Annotated in this window: 19 protein-coding genes; 3 read left to right on the top strand and 16 right to left on the bottom strand. The window is 62.6% G+C overall.

All coding sequences use genetic code 11. The features are described 5' to 3' along the window. Positions 1–5: 5 nt before the first annotated feature. From U4Y88_RS30755 to U4Y88_RS30770, 4 genes are all read right to left on the bottom strand, one after another. Positions 6–548 (bottom strand): hypothetical protein, encoded by a 543-nt coding sequence (locus tag U4Y88_RS30755; protein ID WP_224006445.1) that lies wholly within the window; start codon positions 546–548, stop codon positions 6–8. Continuing rightward, on the bottom strand, positions 545–1,324 hold the full coding sequence (locus U4Y88_RS30760) for a methyl-accepting chemotaxis protein (RefSeq protein ID WP_321788568.1): 780 nt from the start codon (positions 1,322–1,324) through the stop codon (positions 545–547). Before U4Y88_RS30760 ends, U4Y88_RS30755 begins: the two co-directional genes overlap by 4 nt. A gap of 19 nt (positions 1,325–1,343) precedes the next feature. Next, complete coding sequence (locus U4Y88_RS30765; RefSeq protein ID WP_321788570.1) at positions 1,344–3,698, bottom strand: HAMP domain-containing protein; 2,355 nt, start codon at positions 3,696–3,698, stop codon at positions 1,344–1,346. Between the two features lie 147 nt (positions 3,699–3,845). Continuing rightward, positions 3,846–4,397, bottom strand: coding sequence for a GNAT family N-acetyltransferase (locus tag U4Y88_RS30770; RefSeq protein WP_321788572.1), 552 nt, complete (start codon positions 4,395–4,397; stop codon positions 3,846–3,848). 133 nt (positions 4,398–4,530) lie between these two features. Between U4Y88_RS30770 and U4Y88_RS30775 the strand changes: the two genes are divergently transcribed. Then, entirely contained in the window at positions 4,531–5,406 is an 876-nt protein-coding gene (locus U4Y88_RS30775; RefSeq protein ID WP_321788574.1) for an AraC family transcriptional regulator, read from the top strand. 26 nt (positions 5,407–5,432) lie between these two features. On the opposite strand, the gene U4Y88_RS30780 is transcribed toward U4Y88_RS30775, so the two are convergent. Then, positions 5,433–6,020, bottom strand: coding sequence for a LysE family translocator (locus U4Y88_RS30780; protein ID WP_321788576.1), 588 nt, complete (start codon positions 6,018–6,020; stop codon positions 5,433–5,435). A gap of 207 nt (positions 6,021–6,227) precedes the next feature. On the opposite strand from U4Y88_RS30780, the gene cobF reads away from it, so the two are divergent. After that, the gene (cobF, locus tag U4Y88_RS30785; RefSeq protein ID WP_321788578.1) at positions 6,228–6,998 is read left to right on the top strand and encodes a precorrin-6A synthase (deacetylating); all 771 of its coding nucleotides are present in this window, start codon (positions 6,228–6,230) and stop codon (positions 6,996–6,998) included. Positions 6,999–7,035: 37 nt separating this feature from the next. Here cobF and U4Y88_RS30790 read toward each other — a convergent pair whose 3' ends face one another. Next, positions 7,036–7,959, bottom strand: coding sequence for a DMT family transporter (locus U4Y88_RS30790; protein WP_321788580.1), 924 nt, complete (start codon positions 7,957–7,959; stop codon positions 7,036–7,038). Positions 7,960–8,119: 160 nt separating this feature from the next. Here U4Y88_RS30790 and U4Y88_RS30795 point away from each other — a divergent pair, with 160 nt between their 5' ends. Then, positions 8,120–9,031, top strand: coding sequence for a LysR family transcriptional regulator (locus U4Y88_RS30795; protein WP_321788582.1), 912 nt, complete (start codon positions 8,120–8,122; stop codon positions 9,029–9,031). 50 nt (positions 9,032–9,081) lie between these two features. Here the strand turns inward: U4Y88_RS30795 and U4Y88_RS30800 are convergent, their stop codons facing one another. From U4Y88_RS30800 to U4Y88_RS30845, 10 genes are all read right to left on the bottom strand, one after another. Then, the gene (locus U4Y88_RS30800) at positions 9,082–9,765 is read right to left on the bottom strand and encodes a PepSY-associated TM helix domain-containing protein (RefSeq protein WP_321788584.1); all 684 of its coding nucleotides are present in this window, start codon (positions 9,763–9,765) and stop codon (positions 9,082–9,084) included. Beyond that, positions 9,762–10,445 (bottom strand): Fe2+-dependent dioxygenase, encoded by a 684-nt coding sequence (locus U4Y88_RS30805; protein WP_224006402.1) that lies wholly within the window; start codon positions 10,443–10,445, stop codon positions 9,762–9,764. The genes U4Y88_RS30800 and U4Y88_RS30805 overlap by 4 nt, the downstream gene beginning before the upstream one ends. A 268-nt stretch (positions 10,446–10,713) precedes the next feature. Next, positions 10,714–12,909 carry a TonB-dependent receptor gene (locus tag U4Y88_RS30810; protein ID WP_224006399.1) on the bottom strand — a complete coding sequence of 732 codons (2,196 nt, stop codon included), beginning with the start codon at positions 12,907–12,909 and terminating at the stop codon, positions 10,714–10,716. Positions 12,910–13,645: 736 nt separating this feature from the next. Continuing rightward, positions 13,646–14,269: a type VI secretion system baseplate subunit TssG gene (gene tssG / locus U4Y88_RS30815; RefSeq protein WP_321788586.1), complete on the bottom strand. Its 624-nt coding sequence runs from the start codon at positions 14,267–14,269 to the stop codon at positions 13,646–13,648. Between the two features lie 47 nt (positions 14,270–14,316). Further along, entirely contained in the window at positions 14,317–14,565 is a 249-nt protein-coding gene (locus U4Y88_RS30820; protein ID WP_321788588.1) for a PAAR domain-containing protein, read from the bottom strand. A gap of 16 nt (positions 14,566–14,581) precedes the next feature. Continuing rightward, entirely contained in the window at positions 14,582–15,352 is a 771-nt protein-coding gene (locus tag U4Y88_RS30825; RefSeq protein WP_415774521.1) for an Imm52 family immunity protein, read from the bottom strand. Next, positions 15,324–15,905 carry a restriction endonuclease fold toxin 5 domain-containing protein gene (locus U4Y88_RS30830; protein ID WP_321788591.1) on the bottom strand — a complete coding sequence of 194 codons (582 nt, stop codon included), beginning with the start codon at positions 15,903–15,905 and terminating at the stop codon, positions 15,324–15,326. Before U4Y88_RS30830 ends, U4Y88_RS30825 begins: the two co-directional genes overlap by 29 nt. Continuing rightward, a complete protein-coding gene (locus tag U4Y88_RS30835) occupies positions 15,905–16,252 on the bottom strand; it encodes a hypothetical protein (protein ID WP_321788593.1) in 348 nt (115 codons plus the stop codon). Before U4Y88_RS30835 ends, U4Y88_RS30830 begins: the two co-directional genes overlap by 1 nt. Next, a complete protein-coding gene (locus tag U4Y88_RS30840; protein WP_321788595.1) occupies positions 16,245–16,742 on the bottom strand; it encodes a DUF4123 domain-containing protein in 498 nt (165 codons plus the stop codon). The genes U4Y88_RS30835 and U4Y88_RS30840 overlap by 8 nt, the downstream gene beginning before the upstream one ends. Then, a partial coding sequence (locus U4Y88_RS30845; protein WP_321788597.1) for a DUF2345 domain-containing protein occupies positions 16,739–17,180 on the bottom strand: 442 nt, incomplete at its 5' end. The genes U4Y88_RS30840 and U4Y88_RS30845, both read right to left, overlap by 4 nt.

Raw genomic sequence — 17,180 nt, forward strand, 5'->3', positions numbered from 1 at the left:
GCGCGTCAGAAGAATTCGAGTTCGCCCGCGCTTTCGCTCTCGACCGCCATGTCGGCAGCCACGAAATCGAGCGGCGCGCGCGTGCAGATGCACAGCGTCGCGCCCAGCCGCACCGATCCATCGAGCGTGAGCGCCCAGGACTTCACGCTATCGGGCTTCAGTTCGCGCAGATAAGGCAAACACTGCCCCGAGAGCGCATACGGCGTGGACATGCCGAGATCGGGAAAGTGCTCGACCAGCTGCTGGTTCATCGAGCCGCAGCACAGATTGCCGAACTCCGTGAACGTTTCGATGAGCGGCCGACCCGCGCCCGCCGCCGACTCGCCCGTGTAATACGCGCGCGTTGCTTCGTCATCCTTAAGATGAATTAATAGCAACACACGAAACTGCATCGACGAGATCGTCAGCACGATCACGTGCTCGCCCTGCGCCACCTCGTTCGAGGCCGACGTGAATTCGCACGCGTGCTGCGCATCGGTCACGAGCCGCGAGCGCGCCGCCGCGAAGAAAATGCGCTCGAAACTGTCCTGCGCGTTCGAACCGATCATGCGTGCGCCTGCGTGTGCGAATCGGGCTGCGAATCGAGGTGGCTGTTACGCGATTCGTCGAGCTGCGTGCGCAACTGCTGCGTGAGCGAATCCACGCTCGCGAGCGAGGCCGCGATCATCTTGCCGCCCGCCTGCACGTCCTGGAACGTCGCCGCCGTAATCAAATCGTTGCGATGCAAGCTGTCGCGATAACTCTTCGACAATTCCTGCGAGCGCGTGGCGAGCGTGCGCACTTCGCCCGCGACGATCGAAAATCCCCGGCCCGCCGGGCCCGCGCGCGCCGCTTCGATCGACGCGTTCAGCGACACGATCAGCACATGGCTCACGATCGACGAGAGCTCCTGATTCTTCTGGTGCATGTCGTGGTTTTGCGCCATCAGCGAGATCATCTGCTCGTGCCAGCGCTCGAACGTCATCGACATCTGCCGGAGGCGCGCCGCTTCTGCCGCGATGCGCTCGACGCGCTGCAAGGCGTCGGCGCCGCGCGCGCGTTCGGCGGCCAGCGCCGCTTCCATCGCGTCGGCGACTGCTTTGCGTTGCGCGAGTTCGGCGCGCAGCGTCTCGATCTGCGCGTCCAGCGCATCATGTTCTTCGGCGGCGCGCGACTGCGCGTCGTCGATTTGCGCTTGCGCCTGCGCGAGCGCTTCGTCGTGTTGCGCGAGTTGTCGTTGCGCAGCCGCGTTCGTGCGGGCGCGCACGCGCAGATGCAGCACCGCCGCGAAAATCGCCACGACCACAGCGCCCGCCAGCGCGCCAATCAGATAAGGAAACACCACAGCCCCCCCCAAACCGCGCTTAGCTCAGCGCTTCCTCTTCCTGCTGCGCGGCGCGCGCCGGCTCGCCTTCGACGGCCCATGCGCGCGGCAGATACACGATCGTTTCGAAGTGCCGGTAATCGGCGCCTTCGCGACTGTCGGTGAAGCGCAGTTCGATGCGGCCGCCTTCGCGTTCGAGGAAGTCGCGCACCGCGTCCATGCCCACGCCACGGCCCGACACTTCGGTCACCTGCTGCGCCGTCGAAAAGCCCGCGCGGAAAATAAAGGCCGCGATCGCGTCATCGCTCGCCATGTCGTCTTCGGCGAGCCAGCCGCGCTGCACGGCGATGCCGCGAATGCGTTCGAGCGCGAGACCGCGGCCGTCGTCGGCGAGAGCGAGACGCAGTGCGCCGTCGATCACGTTCGCATCGACATGAATGCGGCCCGCGTCGTCCTTGTTTTGTTCGCGTCGCTGTGCGGGCGTTTCGATGCCGTGATCGAGCGAATTACGCAGCAGATGCGTGAAGACGTCCTTGACCGTGCCCGCCGCTTCGCTGCGCAGACGCCAGCCGTGATCGTCGATCTGCACAACCGGCGCGGCCTTGCCCAGTTCCTGCGCGAGCGATGGCAGCGAATCGAGCACGCCCGCGAGCGCGTCGCGCACGCTCTCGGTGCCGAATGCGCCGAGCACGCGGCGCAGTTCGGCGCGCATCGCGCGCAGCGAGTCGAGATCGTGGTCGTTGGCGTCGTCGATCAGGCGCAGGCTCGCGTCGATCTGCTCGCGGCCGATGGCGATGCTGCCGTCTTGCGTGCGGCCGCCACGGCCGAGGCTGTCGGTGTTGATCGACGCGTAGTGATCGACCGCTTCGCGCACGCGATGCAGGTCGGCGATCAGCGCCTGCTGATCCCACACGTGATCGGGATCTTCGCGGCGCAGCGCGTCGTAACGCTGCTCGACTTCGTGCACGACGCCCGTGAGATGCTGAAGGCTATACGTGCGCGCGTTGCCCTTCACCGTATGCATGTTGCGGAACAGCGCGGCGACGGCGTCCATATCGGCGCAATCGTGCTGGCGAATGATGCGCTCGTTTTCGTGGATGAACGTCTTCGAGCTTTCCACGAAGCGATGGAACTTCTCTTCGCTGACCGCGAGAATTTCGCCGATCATCTGCAGGCGGCGCTTCTGCTCGCCCGCTTCCGCCGCGAGTTCGCGCAGCTCGGTCACGTCGCGCACGCAGAGCATCAGACGCACGACGACGTCGTTTTCGTCGGTGATCGCCGACCACGACAGATCGAGCACCTTGGTGCGCCCATCGGGCATCGTACGCGTGATTTCGTTCACGAGCAGATGCTGGTTGAACGCGAAGTTCACGTCGTCTTCGCCGAGGCACGCATGCACGGCGGCGTCGATCTGCGAGAGCGTGTCGGCGTCGAGTTCCGTGTCCGAGAACACGAGGTCCATCAGCGAGCGGCCCGCGATCTCGCTGGTTTCGAAAATCGCTTCCAGATAGGCCGAATACTCGTTGTGGATGGTCGCGCCTTCGACCACCGTGAGAATGCCCTGCTGCATGTTCTGCAGCATCGCCTGAATGTCGGCGGTCTTGCGCTTGAGCTGCGCGGAGCTGTGCTGGATCTTCTCGATCATGCCGTTGAACGCGACGATCGAATGGCCGATCTCGTCGAGACGGCCCACCGGCACACGGCGCGTGAAGTCCTGGCTCGTGGCAATCTCGCTCATCTCCTGCTGCATGCGCGAGAGCGGGCGCGTGATCTGGCGATACAACAGCAGGCCGATCACCGTGAGCAGCAGCACCGCGCCGCCCGTCACACCGGCGATCGCGCTGGTGGTCGTGTCGAGCATGCCGTTGAGCGCGCTGATCGCGTCGTCCTTCTGGCGGTTCTTCTCGACGCGCATCGTGGTGACGATGCCTTCGAGTTCGTCGCGATACTGCGCCACGTTCGCGAACAGATAGGCCTGCGCCAGTTCGTTCTTGCCCGCGGCTTTCATCTTCGCGGTGTCGTCGATGGCGCTGAAATAATTCGTGATGCTTTCCTGCGCCTGCGCGACGAGGCCGTCCTGCGCGTGGCTCGCGGCGGCTTTGCGCTGCACGTCGAGCGCGGCGCGCAAGTCGGCTTCCTTCTTCTTGAGGTCGTCCTGCGCGAGTTGCGCGGTGGTCGCGTCGGGCGCGTAGACGAGCGTCATCGTCGCGAGCTGCACGTCCTTCACGATCGAGACGAGGTCGGAGGAAGCGAGTGCGCTCGGCACGACGCCCTGCGTGACCTGATGGACGTCGGTGGCACTGCGGCGCGTCTGATAGACCGCGTAGCCGCCGATGGCGGACAACGCGACGAACATCAGCACGATGAGAAGCGTGATGCGGTGACGAATGGTCATGTGTAAAACCCCCGAGCCGCACCGTGCCGGCCGCGCTAATGGTTGCGCGGCTCGTGACACGGGAGGCCAATTATTCAAAGGGAATTATCGGCGCATCCGTATGACGAAATGATGAACGTACTTAATTCGTGTACTAGCACACAGACTCTAATTCTTTATTGTGCTTAATGGTGCGGCGAGCGAAAGCACCATGAGGTCTTCGTCGAAATAGTCGTTGGCGATGCGCATCGCGCGAGGTTCGGTGCCGTAAATTTCGAAGCCGAGCGCGCGGTAGAGCGCCTGCGCGCGCGGATTGCGCGCACTGACGCTGAGCTGAACCTGCTCCACGCCGCACGCACCCGCGCGCTCGATGGCGCTTTCCATCAAGCGGCGCGCGAGGCCGGTGCGCCGGTACGCGGGATCGACGAACACGCCCCAGATGAGCGATTTGTGCGCGAACTTCACACGCGGCTCGCGCCGCCAGCCGACGATGCCCACGAGCCGCGCGCCGTCGAACGCGCCGAACACGCATTGCCGATCGGTTTCGCGCACGCGCGCAAGGTTCTCCTCGCGAGTCCAGCGCGCCTCTTCTTCGGGCGTGGACACGATGGCGAACGGCGTGTCTTCGGCGGCTTGCACGCGCATGGCGCGAAAGGCATCGATATCGTTTTCAGCGAGCGTGCGGATGGTGAGCAGCGCGGCGTTCGGCACTTCGTTCATAGGCATAGTCTGGCGATGGCGGCGAATCCGGGAGCGAGCAAGGTAGCACGGACGCGCTTGCCCGCCTCGCCCGAATTCCCGCCCGCTTTGCGCTACCATCAAGCCTTCACGCTGTTTTTCCGCGAGCCCGCCCATGCCGTCCACGTCCGCCAACGCTGCCAGCACGCTGGCGCCGAGCACCCCGAGCTTCTGGCGCGACGACGCCCTGCCCTTCATCGAAGTGCGCGCCATCGCCGATGGCCGCAAGGTCAGCTATGGCCGTCACGCGCACAGCACGTTCTCGATCGGCGCGGTCACGGGCGGGCACAGCAGCTATCTGAACGGCAATACCTTGCAGCACATCGGCGCGGGAACGGTGGTCATCATCAACGCGAACGTCGTGCACGCGTGCAATCCGGCCGCCGATGAACCGTGGGCGTATCGCATGTTTTATGTCGATGTGGAGTGGCTCGCGAATCTGCAACGCGCGCTGGGTTTCGGCGCGCAAGACGGCCTGCGCCCGTTCGAGCCGACGCTCACGCGCGATCCCGCCTTGTTCGCCGGGCTCAACGCGCTGTACGACACGCTGACCGATCCGCGTGAAAGCGTGCTGAACAAGGAACGCGCCGTGACGGCGTATTTCACGGCGCTGATTCAGGCCACGCACGAAGCCGTGCACCCGGCCATGCAGCCCGATCCCACGCCGCTCGCCGCGCGCGAATCGAACGCGCGTCTCGCGCGCGCCGCCGAATTCATCGACGGCAATTACACGCGCGCGCTCAAGCTCGACGAGATTTGCGCCGCCGCCGACCTCTCGCCTTCGCATCTGATCCGCGCGTTTCGCGAGCAGTACGGCATGACGCCGCACGCTTATGTCGTGAACCGGCGCATCGAGTTCAGCCGCGCGCAATTGCGGCGCGGCCACGCCATCGCCGACGTCGCCGCCGAAGCGGGTTTCGCCGATCAGGCGCATCTGCAGCGCGCGTTCCGGCAATTCGTCGCGGCGACGCCTGGGCAGTATCGCGGCTGAAGGCTCGGGCCGGCGTCAAGCACGCATCAGCCGAACAGCAGCCACAACGCGCTGGCCGCCAGCAGCGCGGCCATCAGCCGGTTCACGAAGCGCACGCGCGACGGCTCGCGCAGCGCCTGGCGCAGCGACGCGCCCGCCCACGCCCAGCACGCAATCGACGCGTAGCAGACCACGAAATAGATCGCGGCGAACTGCCAGACCAGCGCCTTCTCGCCCGACGCCGCGTACGCGCCCATGCCCGCCACCGAGGCGAGCCACGCTTTCGGGTTCAGCCATTGCATCGCCGCGCCGGTCATCAGCGAGGGGCCGCGCGCGTCGCGCGAGGCGTCGATACGGCCATCGTCGATGGCAAGCCGCCACGCCACGTACAGCAGAAACGCCACGCCCGCCCATTCGATCGCGCGCGTGAGAAACGGCCATTGCGCCAGCAGTTCGTGCAGGCCGAGACCGATCAGCAGCAACAGCAGCGCGAAGCCCACGGTCGCGCCCGTCACGTGGCGCAGGCTCGCGCGCAAGCCGTAGCGCGCGCCCGCGCCGAGCGCGACGATGTTGACGGGTCCGGGGGTGATGGAAGTGGCCAGCGCAAAGGCGGCCATGGACAGGACAGTGCTCACGATTCTCCTCGATACGCCGGGCGGCGATGATTCAGCGTCGAGCGTACGCAGCGCGCGCCCGCGCGTATTGAAGAAAATGACCGTGAGCGCGTCGACATCGCGAAATGGGCGCGCGATCGAACTCGCGCTATCATTTCCGGCCTTCTGCTCGCCGCGCGCGGCAATCTACGGCACGCGCGCGGACGACGCACTCACCGGACTATCGACGTGAAAAAGATCCTCATCATCGGCATCGGCGCGGGCGATCCCGACTATCTGACCATGCAGGCCATCAAGGCGCTCAACGCCGCCGACGTGTTCTTCGTGATGGACAAGGGCCCCGCGAAAGACAAGCTCGTGGCGCTGCGCAAAGAGATTTGCGCGCGCTTTATCGAGGACCCGAACTACCGCATCGTCGAGGCGACGAGTCCCGAACGTCGGCGCGACGGCGTCGAATACAAGGCAGCCGTCGACGAGCTCAATCGCGACAAGCAGCGCGTGTTCGAAGGGCTGATCGAGCATGAACTCGCCGATGGGCAATGCGGCGCGTTCCTCGTCTGGGGCGATCCGGCGCTCTACGACAGCACGATCCGCATTCTCGATGCGATCCTCGCCGAAGGGCGGCTCGCGTTCGAATTCGAGGTCATCCCGGGCATCAGCAGCGTGCAGGCGCTGGCCGCGAAGCATCGCGTGCCGCTCAATTTCATCGGCAAGCCGGTGAGCATCACCACGGGGCGTCGGCTCGTCGAAAACGGCTTTCCGGCCGATGCCGATAGCGCGGTCGTGATGCTCGACGCGCAGAACGCCTACACGCAGCTCGATGGCGAGGATCTCGACATCTACTGGGGCGCGTATGTGGGCACGCCCGACGAAATTCTCGTGGCGGGCAAGCTCGACGATGTGAAGGACGAGATCGTGCGCGTGCGCGCCGAGGCGCGCGAGGCGAACGGCTGGATCATGGATACGTATCTGCTGCGCAAGCGCGGCGTGAAGGACTGAGGGCGTTCGAGGGCGAGCGATTTATCGATGCGCGCGTTCAGGCGTTGACGGCTTCGCTCGCGCGGTTCGCCGCCGTGCGCCGCCACGGCACCACCGCGAACAGCGACGCCGCGACGATCAGCGCGCCGCCCGTCCACGCGGCCACGCTCAGGCGCTCGCCGAGCCACACGCAGGCGAACAGCGCGCCGAACGCCGGTTCGCTGCCCATCAGCAAGGCCACGCGCGTCGGGCTGCTGCGGCGCACGGCGTAGTTCTGGGTGAAGAAGGCGAAGAGTGTGCAGGCGCCGACGAGCCACGCCACGCTGCTCCAGAACGGCCAATGCGCGGCGAGCGTGGGCAGCGGCTGCCACTGTCCGCGCGCGAATACGAGGGCGATCACCGCGCTGCCGGCCGCCACGCAGCCCGCCTGCACGGCGGTCACGGCGAGCGGCGCGACCGCCGCGTCGCGCATCACGCGCCGGGTCACGCAGACGGAAACCGCGCGCAGCAGCGCCGCGAGCAGGATCAGCGCGTCGCCCGCGTTGGGCCGGTAGTCGCCGCCCGCCAGCAGCCACGCGCCCGCGAGCGAGACGGCCACCGCCGCCCATTCCGCACGCGACGGACGCCGCCGCAACATCGCCCATTCCGCGAGCGGCGTGAGCACCACGCACAGGCTGATCAGGAACGCCGCGTTCGACGCGCGCGTGAGCATCACGCCGAAGGTCTCGCACAGAAAAATCCCCAGCAGCAGCGCGCCCGCGCACAGCACGCCGCCGAGCGCGCGGCGCGACGCCGTGCGCAACGTCCGCAGCGCGGGCGAGAGCAGCACGAAGGTGATGCCGAAGCGCAGCGCCAGCAACCCCAGCACCGGATAGAACGCGAGCGCGTCCTTCACCACGCCGTAACTCGTGCCCCAGACGAAGGCGACGACGAGCAGCAGCCAGTCGGCGAGATGCATCGATGGGTGGTGCGGAGCGGACATGGCGTGGACCTCGTTGACGGACATTGCAGCGCAAAGCGACGGAAAACAGCGGCGAGCGCCTATTGTCCAGCCTTGCATTCGTCGCGATAATCGGGTCGTCGCGCACAGCTTTTATGTCGCAAACGCACAAATCGCGTCATCCACGCTTCGTCGGGAAACGATGAATCCGAACACCCTGTTCGCCCTGCTGCCCGACCTCGCCGCCTTCGCGCGCGTCGTCGAAGCGGGCAATTTCTCTGTGGCCGCGCGCCAGCTCGGCAGCACGCCGTCGACGGTCAGCCGCCAGATCAAGCGTCTCGAAGAAGCGCTGGGCGCGCGTCTGCTGGAGCGATCGACGCGTCAGGTGCGCGTGACCGAATCGGGCGAGGAGGTGTATCGGCATTGCCGCGACATGGTGAGCGCGGCGGCGGGCGCCGTCGACGCGGCGGGCCAGCTCGCGGCCAAACCGCAGGGCCGCGTCAGCGTGAGCGCGCCCACGGCCTATGCGAAGACCGTGATTCATCCGCTGATTCCGGGTTTTCTGCGCGAATACGCCGATGTGGACGTGCAGCTCGTGTTCGCCGATCACGAACTCGATCCGCTGCGCGACGGGCTCGATCTCGTGATCCGCCCGACGCGCACGCCGCCGCCGGGACTCGCCGCGCGTCAGCTGGGCGAGGTGCGCTGGCTGCTGTGCGCGTCGCCCGCCTATCTGAAAACGCGCGGCACGCCGAAGACGCCGCGCGATCTCGCGCGGCACGATTGCCTGTGGCTGGGAGAAAGCGCCGACGATCATCGCTGGCGTTTGCGTCGCGGTACGCAGACGCAGACTGTCGAGGTGAAGGGCCGCTATATTGCGAACCACGCGGGCGCGCGGCTCGAAGCGGCCATCGACGACTGGGGCGTTGCCTGCCTGCCCGAGTTCACCGCCGCCGACGCGTTGCGCGCCGGCGACCTCGTCGAAGTGCTGCCGCAATGGACGTTCGAAGCGCGCGCCTATTTCGGCCCGGTCTGGCTGCTCTATCCGCCCAACCGTTTTTTACCGCCCAAAGTGCGCGCATTCATCGACTATCTCGCGCGGCATCTGGGCTGACTGGATCGAGCGCGGATCGAGCGCGGATCGAGCGCGCATCAAGCGCGGATTCAACCCAGCCCGACGCACACACCCACGACGATCGAACCGATCAGCAGCACCGCGCCGATGGTCTTGCGCTTGTTCAGCTCGGTCCACAGCAGCACGCCCGTGAGCGAAAGCAGAATCAGCGCGCCCGCGAAGGTGTCGATGAACAGCACCCAGCCGATGCTCATGCCCACGCCCTTGTGCAGATTCGTGATGGTCGCCATCAGCGAATTGTCGGTGCGCTTGAGCGTGACGAAATCGTTGCCCACCCAGTATTCGACGGCCACGTTTTCATGCGGCGCCGTGAACATCATCTGCCAGCGCTCGGGCTGCACGGTCTCGCGATCGCCCCAGGCCACCTTGTGCTCGGGCTCCTTCTGCACGCGGCCCATGCGCTGCGGCAGCTTGAGATCGGGCTGCGACTTGAGCCACTTCGCCATCTCGCGCGGCGTGTCGGGCGCGGGATCGGGCACGGGAAGCTGCATCGACGACACCTGCGGCGCGCCCGGCGAAATGCGCAGCGGCTCCATGCGGTGATTGAGCACGAAGCCCGTCACGCCGAACAGCAAGCCGAGAGCCGCGCCCCACAAGCCCACCCAGCCATGCACCTTGCGCAGCCACTTGATGAAGGTGGCGCGGCGCGAACGTTTCGCGCGTTCGGCGCGTTGGTTATCGTCGATAAAAACGGCCGATTCAGAAGAACTCACGTCTCACTCCAGATACGCAAAAGATTGTGGTAGCAGCCCACGAGACTGCGCCGCGCCTGGGCGTCGGCGTCGCTCGCGTTCAAGCGTTGGATGGCGGTATCCATGTCGAAAAGCAGCGCGCGTTTCGTGTCGTCGCGCACGAGGCTCTGCACCCAGAAGAAGCTGCCGACGCGCACGCCGCGCGTGACGGGCTTCACCTGATGCAGACTCGTGGCCGGATACACGATCATGTCGCCCGCGGCCAGCTTCACTTCCTGCACGCCATAGGTGTCTTCGATCACGAGCTCGCCGCCGTCGTACTCCTCGGGCGCCGAGAGAAACAGCGTGGCCGACACATCGGTGCGCAGCTTCAGGCCGTTGGGCAGCACGCGCACCGCACCGTCGACATGCGAGCCGAACGTCATGCCGCCTTCATAACGATTGAACAGCGGCGGATAAACCTGATTGGGCAGCGCGGCGCTGATAAAAAGCGGATTGCGCTCGATGGCGGCCAGCACCACGTCGCCGAGTTCGCGCGCGATCGGCGTGTGTTCCGCGATCTGCTGATTGCGCTTGACGGGCGCGCCCTGCCACCCGGCCGTTGCACGGCCATCGACCCAGGCATCGCCCGCATTGTCGAGCCGTTCGCGCACCGCGCGCACCTGCTCGGGTGTCAGTACATTGGGGATGTGAATCAGCATTATCGCTTCCTTCTTCGCTGGCTTACAGTTGACTTCGCGCCGCACGTGTTACGCCGTATTTCAGGCCTTGTTTCAAGCGGTATTGTGCACTTCGCTTCGTACGTCGATCGCACCGGACGCGCCAAAGCCCGCATGATCATGCGGGCTTTGCGTGACATCCGCGTTGCCGTGCGCGCGTGCATCGAAGCAACGTTCAAGCATCGCCGATTCGATGCGCGCGCACACGATTACTCACACGACGGCGCGGCAACTCCAGTCGTCGAACCGATCAGAGCCGGTAGTCGAACGTCGCGAGCACCGTGCGGCCAACGCCCGGCACCGAACGCCCGCCGTCCGACTGGATCAGCGCATCGTAGTAGAACTTGTTCGTGATGTTCAGCACGTTCAGACGCACGTCCCACTTCTTCGCATGGTATCCGGCCATCGCATCCCAGCGCGTGTAGCCGCCCACTTCCACGTAATTCGTGTTGGCCGCGTAGCGCGAGGACATATAGGTCGGACCGCCGCCCACTTCCCAATGCGGCGCGAACGCGTAGGTGGTCCACAGCGTGAAGGTGTTGCGCGGCGTGTTCGCGGGCGTGTGGCCCTGCGTGCCGTCGGCCGCCTGAAGCACGATGCCGTCCATATACGTGTAGCCCGCGAACACCTGCCACTTGTCGGTGATGTGGCCCGTCGCGCCCGCCTGGAAGCCGCGCACGCGAATGTCGCCTTCGAGCGTGTACTCGCCCGTCGAGGTCTGCGTGCGCGCGTTGTCCATTTCCTGCTGGAAGAACGCCGACGTCACCGAAAGATTGCCGCCAAGCAGATCCCACTTGCCGCCCACCTCATACGACTTGGTGTGCTCCGGCGCGAGATTCTGCGTGTTGTTCGTGACCGTGAGCGCTTCAAGCGACGGATCGAACGAGGTGCCGTACGAGAAGTAATACGACTGCCAGTCGGTCGGCTGATAGATCGCGCCCGCGCGCACGCTAGTGAACGTGTTGGTCTGATCCGCGTAGTTCGGAGCACTGATCGTATTCGCGATGTGCGCCTGGAAGCGATCCCAGCGCACGCCGCCAATCAGTTTCCAGTGCTCGCCGATCGACATCGTTTCGTTGAAGTACGCCGCGAACGTGGTCGCGCCCGACTCCGCGTGATTGCCGACCGTCTGCGTGACGTTCGAGGGTGTCGGGATATAGACCGGATCGAGCAGCGACACAATCGGCAGATTGTTGCGTGTGTACGCCTGATTCGTATAACTGTCGTGACCGATCTCGATGCCCGCGAGCATCTCGTGCTTGAGCGGTCCCGTGTTGAACTTGTACGTCGCCATCGTATCGTTGTAGATCGAGTGGTTCTCGATCACGCGATCGTGGCTCGCGAGCTTCACGTAGAGATCGGAAAGCGGCAGCGTCGTGTAGTTACCGTTCTTGAGCGCCGTGCTCGACGCGAGCGGCCCGGTCAGCACAGCGCCCGCCGCGGTCTCGCGCGCATCGGTGAGCGAGTGCGAGAACTGCGTCTGGTTGCTGATCTTGAACTGATCGTTGAACTTGTGATCCACGCGCGCGGACACGGTCTGCACGTCCTGAATCGTGCGGTCGTCGGTGAGCCCGTAGTAGGTGCCCTTCGACGGCGCGAACGCATGACCGTTGATCGACTGCACGCCGTAATCGGGCTGATCGTAGTTGTGCTGGATGAGCGCCGAAAGCGTGACTTCCGTGGGCGTGCCGATGCCGAAGCGCAGCGTCGGCGCGAAACCGTAGTCCTTGTTCTTCATCTGGTCGCGCGTGGAGCCGAGCGACTGACCGAACGCGTTCAGGCGGAACGCCGCGTGGTCGCCGAGCGGACGATCGACGTCGACGGTCGCGCGATAGCGGTCGCTGGTGCCGACCGTCGTCGAGACTTCGGTGATCGGCTTGAGACCGGCCTGCTTGCTCACCTGATTGATCACACCGCCCGTCGAACCGCGCCCGAACAACATCGACGACGGGCCGTACAGCACGTCGATCGATTCGAGGTCGAAGGTGTCGCGATAGTACTGGTTGCGGTCGCGAAAACCATCGAGATAGATGTCGTTCTGGGCCGTGAAGCCGCGCAGGTTGATGTTGTTGCCGATCTGGCCGCCTTCCGCGCCGCCGATCGTGATGCCGGGCGCGTTGCGCAGCGCGTCCTGGAACGAGGTCGCGCCTTGCGATTGCAGCAGCGCCTTGTTGATCACCGTGACCGACTGCGGAATATCGCGCAACGCAGTGGGCGTCTTGGCGCCGACCGACGATTTCTCGGCCTGGAAATCCTGCGACGGCGCATCGGCCGACACCGAGACGGCGGGCAGCGTGGCGCCGTCCGACGCGGCGTTCTTGTTGGCGGGCGCAGCGGCGCTCACCGCCGAAGCGGCGATGGGCGCGCTCTGAGCGAACGCGGGCGATGCGATAGGTACGGCAAAAGCCAGCGCGAGCGCACTCGCGAGCGGCGTCCTGTTCAACATGGGGGTCCCTGTGCGGCGAAAAGCCAGTCGATGGAACGCGCGAAGGAGGCGCGATCGACGCGGATTCTGTTGGCTGGCTGGCCGCCCCTTCAGTTGACGAAGGCTCGACGACAGGCTGGCTAGGTTGGATTCAACAAGCCCGGAACGGTGTGGATCCGGGCAAGCAAATGAGAATCAGTATCATTCCAGATCTTTCCGTTTATTTCAATTGATTGATGCGTTTCAGCTACAAAATGTGGGGTTTTTTATATTCAACTGGATTAATGGAAATGTAATTTTGTGGATTGGTTTATGTAATGTTTTGTTGGTGGGGTATTTGTCTGATTTATTGGTTTATTGGAGGGTGTGAGAAGAATGGAGGCTGCGAGATTTAGGCAGGATTCCGCATTTCTTTAAATTGGAGATTGGGACGAGCGCATTCGGGCATCTTTCTTTGGTGGAGGGGGCCGATCTGCACAATGGCAGTGGCTGCCTGCCCCGCTGATGCAGGGAAATCACTGGGTATGATTTTTGGGTTCAACGAAGCGCGTATGAGCGCGACCGGCATCAGCAGGTCGTCACCCTACGGCATGAAGCGGTGATACGTCTGAATGTCCAGCGGCCCGAGGGTGAGGAGACCCGCTGCGTTCGGCTCGGTAAGCACTCACCGAGGATCGCGCCGCCGCCGAGCGGCTGACCTGCGCCCCTCGCCGGATCGGCATTGAAGCTCCGGCGGTAGCACGGGCCAGTTCAGCGCCTATTGCACCATGCTGACCGGGACACCGAACTGATGGGCGATCCAGTTACACAGTCCTTTGCTATTACGCGGCTCGCTCGTAAGGCGCAGTGTTGCCGCGAGCCGTGCATGCGGAAGCATGCGATGCCGTTCGCCCCGTCTGGGCGACAGACCTGAAAGACAGCCCACGTAGAACGAAAACCGGTCGTGCCCGAGGCGATCCCGGTTTGCTGTCGCCTGCCCCACCGCCCAGGCGCGGCACAGGATTCTCAGTGAGCGCTGGTGGAAGATGTCGAGAAAGTTGCTGAGCGTAGCGTCCCCACGATGCTCCTCACGCTCGCGGGCAATCTCGGTGACATAGATTGGCAACAGCCCGTTGGGTCCGAGCATGCCCAGGCCGTAAAGCCGGATATGCAGTCCGCCGATCTTTGCTTCCGCCACTTCGCTCGGTGCGAAGATAAGGCTCGGTTTCTGGCCGACGCGAAACGGTTTCGCGTGCGGACGCATGGCTGTGACGACCGGGTCGATAGCCGGATTGACACTGATGCGGCGCATGAGGGCAAGGAAAGCGTGGATCCACGGAGAGGCAAGCAGCCAATCAATCAGTTTTGCTAATAGTCTGGTGCGTTGTGCTACCTGTTCCATCGATTCGTTCCCGGTTAATGATAGGGCCGCTTGCGCGGACCCGTTGCTCAGGTGATGCTCGATATCAGACTGCACCCACACGTGGCGTGATGGCCGTGGCGAGCGACGGGGATACCGTGGTCGCTAATTTCCTCGTCACCTTCCAGGATAGCGTTCGGTTGTATCTGTGGATGCAGAGGACATTCAATTAGGTCGCCCTTACGGGCGACTGGCCTGCCATCGTAGTCCATCGTGTTTGAGGCAGTCACGACTACGCCGCCGTGGTCAGTGGTATCGCCAAGCCGGATGAAATCCATGAATCCTCCCTTGCTCTTAAAGGTCAATAAATCGCGGCAACATATCCTGATCGGCCAGACGAATTTCGATTGCGTTTGCGACCTTTACATGCGCCTGATTATTCACATCAAACACGGCATCCGTCACACTGACGATGATCGTGCCTTGCTGCCGGCCATCATCCTGCATGACTGAAATCAGGGCACGCGCTTCTGGTACGTCCATTACCGTGAGCACACGCGGCAAATAAAGCATCCAGCTTACACCCGGGCGGTCTTGAAAGATTTTTTTAGAAACATATTTGCGAGGTCCATATGTGACATAAGAAGATCCATATATTTCAGCCACCTTGGCAACAATTTCCGCGACTGATTGGTAACTCCCTAGACGGGAAACTCCTTCACCTCGCTCATTTAAATTAAAGTCAAGCAGGCGTGGAAGTACACCCTCTCCATCTATAGAGAAGGCTAGCGAAGCACCATCATCATCCGACTTCTCACCATTCCAAATCCCAACAACCTTTGTGTCAACCGATTTCTTTTCTTTATATCTTCGAATTAGCTCATCAACAGCCGTTTTCCGCGGTCTCTCATCCACTCCATAAACAGAAAATCGGAGTGCATCGCTCAAGTTTCCGCCCTTTAGATACCATTCTTCCATGTGACGATCTTTCTGCCTCAATAGATTCACAATAGGTCGAAGACGATCAAAATGATAAAAAAAATCTCCACCTGGAAGATCGGCACGATCTCGATGCTGAGAAAATAGATTCATGGATTTAAGGAACGCAAACGAATGGTACGGCATTAGCAGCAAGCACGGGAATCATGTACTCCATTGCTCGTGGTGTCTGAAAATACCACATGAGTTTTGCTGGCGGATTGGCATGTACTCTTGTTGCCTGTTCTTCAACTTGCTCTGTCATCTTCTCGAATCCCTCGAAAAATGAAAGTGGTCGATCATTCCTGTCGAGGAACTGATCGTAGTTTCCTTTGGCTTCCTGTAGTAGACATTCGCCCTGCTGGTACCCGTCAAAATCGCGACCGAGCCAACTCCACTCCTCGCTCCATGCACACCCAACTTGATCGAATGCGAAACCTGTAATGCGCGCCTGGTACCTATAAGAATTCCAGTTTACGCCATGATTTCTTCGGATTTTAATTCCTTTGTCTGGTGGACATTTACAATTACGTGATCGCGTTCGGGTCGCTATATCAGGTATCGCAGGTGCATCAGTCTTGTCGTCAGTTTTCGACTTATCCAATACCACTACCGCTGTGGTACCTACCGCAGCGACGCCCAATGCCGCAAGGAGCCATTCAGCACCAATTTCAAGTGGTATGACCGCCAACGCAACCATCAGTTGTTCTCCTGTCTATCACGCACTTTTGCACGCAACACCGAAAGAAACATCTCGAACCGCTCCTCGCCTGTAGTTCCCGGCTTCGCCAACCACCCTGCTATCGAAGGGTTTTGGTAAAAACCTGGTACGCTCGCATCAAGGTACAGAAACTCAACAATCGCTTTGTCGTGTACGAAACCGAGCTGCTTTGCACGCCCGTAAGCCACATGGAGGCGATCCAGAAGATTCGGATCGTCTACGAGTGCTGGTTCGACCCGCACGATGTCATTCCGAACGACGGACACGAATGTTCGTTCGTCTGCGGCTTGAAGCGCAGCCCATTCCATTTCTGTAAGTTCAAGCATGGGTTTCGATAAAAGTCCGTTTCCCTTCGTGAATGAAAAGCCACTCGTGTACGCCATCGAAATAGGCGCGCCACTTTTCGCGACTCACTGATTGATAGAGCGACACCAGTGCACGCGGGTCCCAGAACCGCACCATGAGTTCCCGTTGATTCGGCAGGCGTGCGCTAATTTTCAGGCGCAACAATTCGGCTTGCGCGTCGATATCCAGAGATGTGATCAGCCACACGACACCAGGCAGGTCCGGTTCCATCTCGACAATAATTCGTGCAAGGCCCTTTGCACGAACCGGATCAATGAGCCAAGGCCCGGCTGGAGCCAGCCGCTCATCCAGCGTACCCGCAAAAAGCGCAATGACACTTCCCGCCTGGGGCTGGATAGCGGTACTGGTGTGCTTGTGAAACTGGATGCCATCGACGAGCACGTAGACCCGCAGGTTCGTATGCTGCTCTGAATGCGCAAGCAAACGCGATTGAATTTCCTCGGGGATCATGCGCGCTCCAGGGAGGACGCACCGCTTTCAACTGCGTGCAGCAGACATTCAAGACAAATGCCTGAATCCGCACCGCCAGCGATAGCCGATGCGATGGATGCCGAAACCGGACCTAGCTTGCCCCACGTCGCGCCCTTCTCCAGAATCGGCCCCGGCGAGCCGTTGGTAATGCCGCCGCCGTTGATCTGAATATACGAGCCGCCAGCGCCGATCCACACTTCCTGATCCGCGGTCAGAATGAGCTTGCCGTTCGAACTGCTGACCGTGATATCGCCAAGCGCCTGCATTGCGATCTGATCTTTCTGCGACTGGATATCGACCCGCCCATTGGCGATAAACTTCATGCCCTGCTGGTAGGCGAACATCGAGATGGAATGCAGCGACGCCACGTGGAATGAACGCCCGGTGCACACGCTGGCGTCACGGCCCGTGGTAATG

The sequence above is a fragment of the Paraburkholderia sp. J94 genome (assembly GCF_905220285.1).
GTDB classification, from domain to species: Bacteria; Pseudomonadota; Gammaproteobacteria; order Burkholderiales; family Burkholderiaceae; genus Paraburkholderia; species Paraburkholderia tropica_A.

What these genes read in the sequence shown, in the direction of transcription:
- U4Y88_RS30755 (WP_224006445.1), bottom strand. Translation starts at nt 548, where the DNA reads ATGATCGGTTCGAACGCGCAGGACAGTTTCGAGCGCATTTTCTTCGCG.
- U4Y88_RS30765 (WP_321788570.1), bottom strand. Translation starts at nt 3,698, where the DNA reads ATGACCATTCGTCACCGCATCACGCTTCTCATCGTGCTGATGTTCGTC.
- U4Y88_RS30770 (WP_321788572.1), bottom strand. Translation starts at nt 4,397, where the DNA reads ATGAACGAAGTGCCGAACGCCGCGCTGCTCACCATCCGCACGCTCGCT.
- U4Y88_RS30775 (WP_321788574.1), top strand. Translation starts at nt 4,531, where the DNA reads ATGCCGTCCACGTCCGCCAACGCTGCCAGCACGCTGGCGCCGAGCACC.
- U4Y88_RS30790 (WP_321788580.1), bottom strand. Translation starts at nt 7,959, where the DNA reads ATGTCCGCTCCGCACCACCCATCGATGCATCTCGCCGACTGGCTGCTG.
- U4Y88_RS30795 (WP_321788582.1), top strand. Translation starts at nt 8,120, where the DNA reads ATGAATCCGAACACCCTGTTCGCCCTGCTGCCCGACCTCGCCGCCTTC.
- U4Y88_RS30805 (WP_224006402.1), bottom strand. Translation starts at nt 10,445, where the DNA reads ATGCTGATTCACATCCCCAATGTACTGACACCCGAGCAGGTGCGCGCG.
- U4Y88_RS30810 (WP_224006399.1), bottom strand. Translation starts at nt 12,909, where the DNA reads ATGTTGAACAGGACGCCGCTCGCGAGTGCGCTCGCGCTGGCTTTTGCC.
- tssG (WP_321788586.1), bottom strand. Translation starts at nt 14,269, where the DNA reads ATGGAACAGGTAGCACAACGCACCAGACTATTAGCAAAACTGATTGAT.
- U4Y88_RS30820 (WP_321788588.1), bottom strand. Translation starts at nt 14,565, where the DNA reads ATGGATTTCATCCGGCTTGGCGATACCACTGACCACGGCGGCGTAGTC.
- U4Y88_RS30825 (WP_415774521.1), bottom strand. Translation starts at nt 15,352, where the DNA reads ATGCCGTACCATTCGTTTGCGTTCCTTAAATCCATGAATCTATTTTCT.
- U4Y88_RS30830 (WP_321788591.1), bottom strand. Translation starts at nt 15,905, where the DNA reads ATGGTTGCGTTGGCGGTCATACCACTTGAAATTGGTGCTGAATGGCTC.
- U4Y88_RS30835 (WP_321788593.1), bottom strand. Translation starts at nt 16,252, where the DNA reads ATGCTTGAACTTACAGAAATGGAATGGGCTGCGCTTCAAGCCGCAGAC.
- U4Y88_RS30840 (WP_321788595.1), bottom strand. Translation starts at nt 16,742, where the DNA reads ATGATCCCCGAGGAAATTCAATCGCGTTTGCTTGCGCATTCAGAGCAG.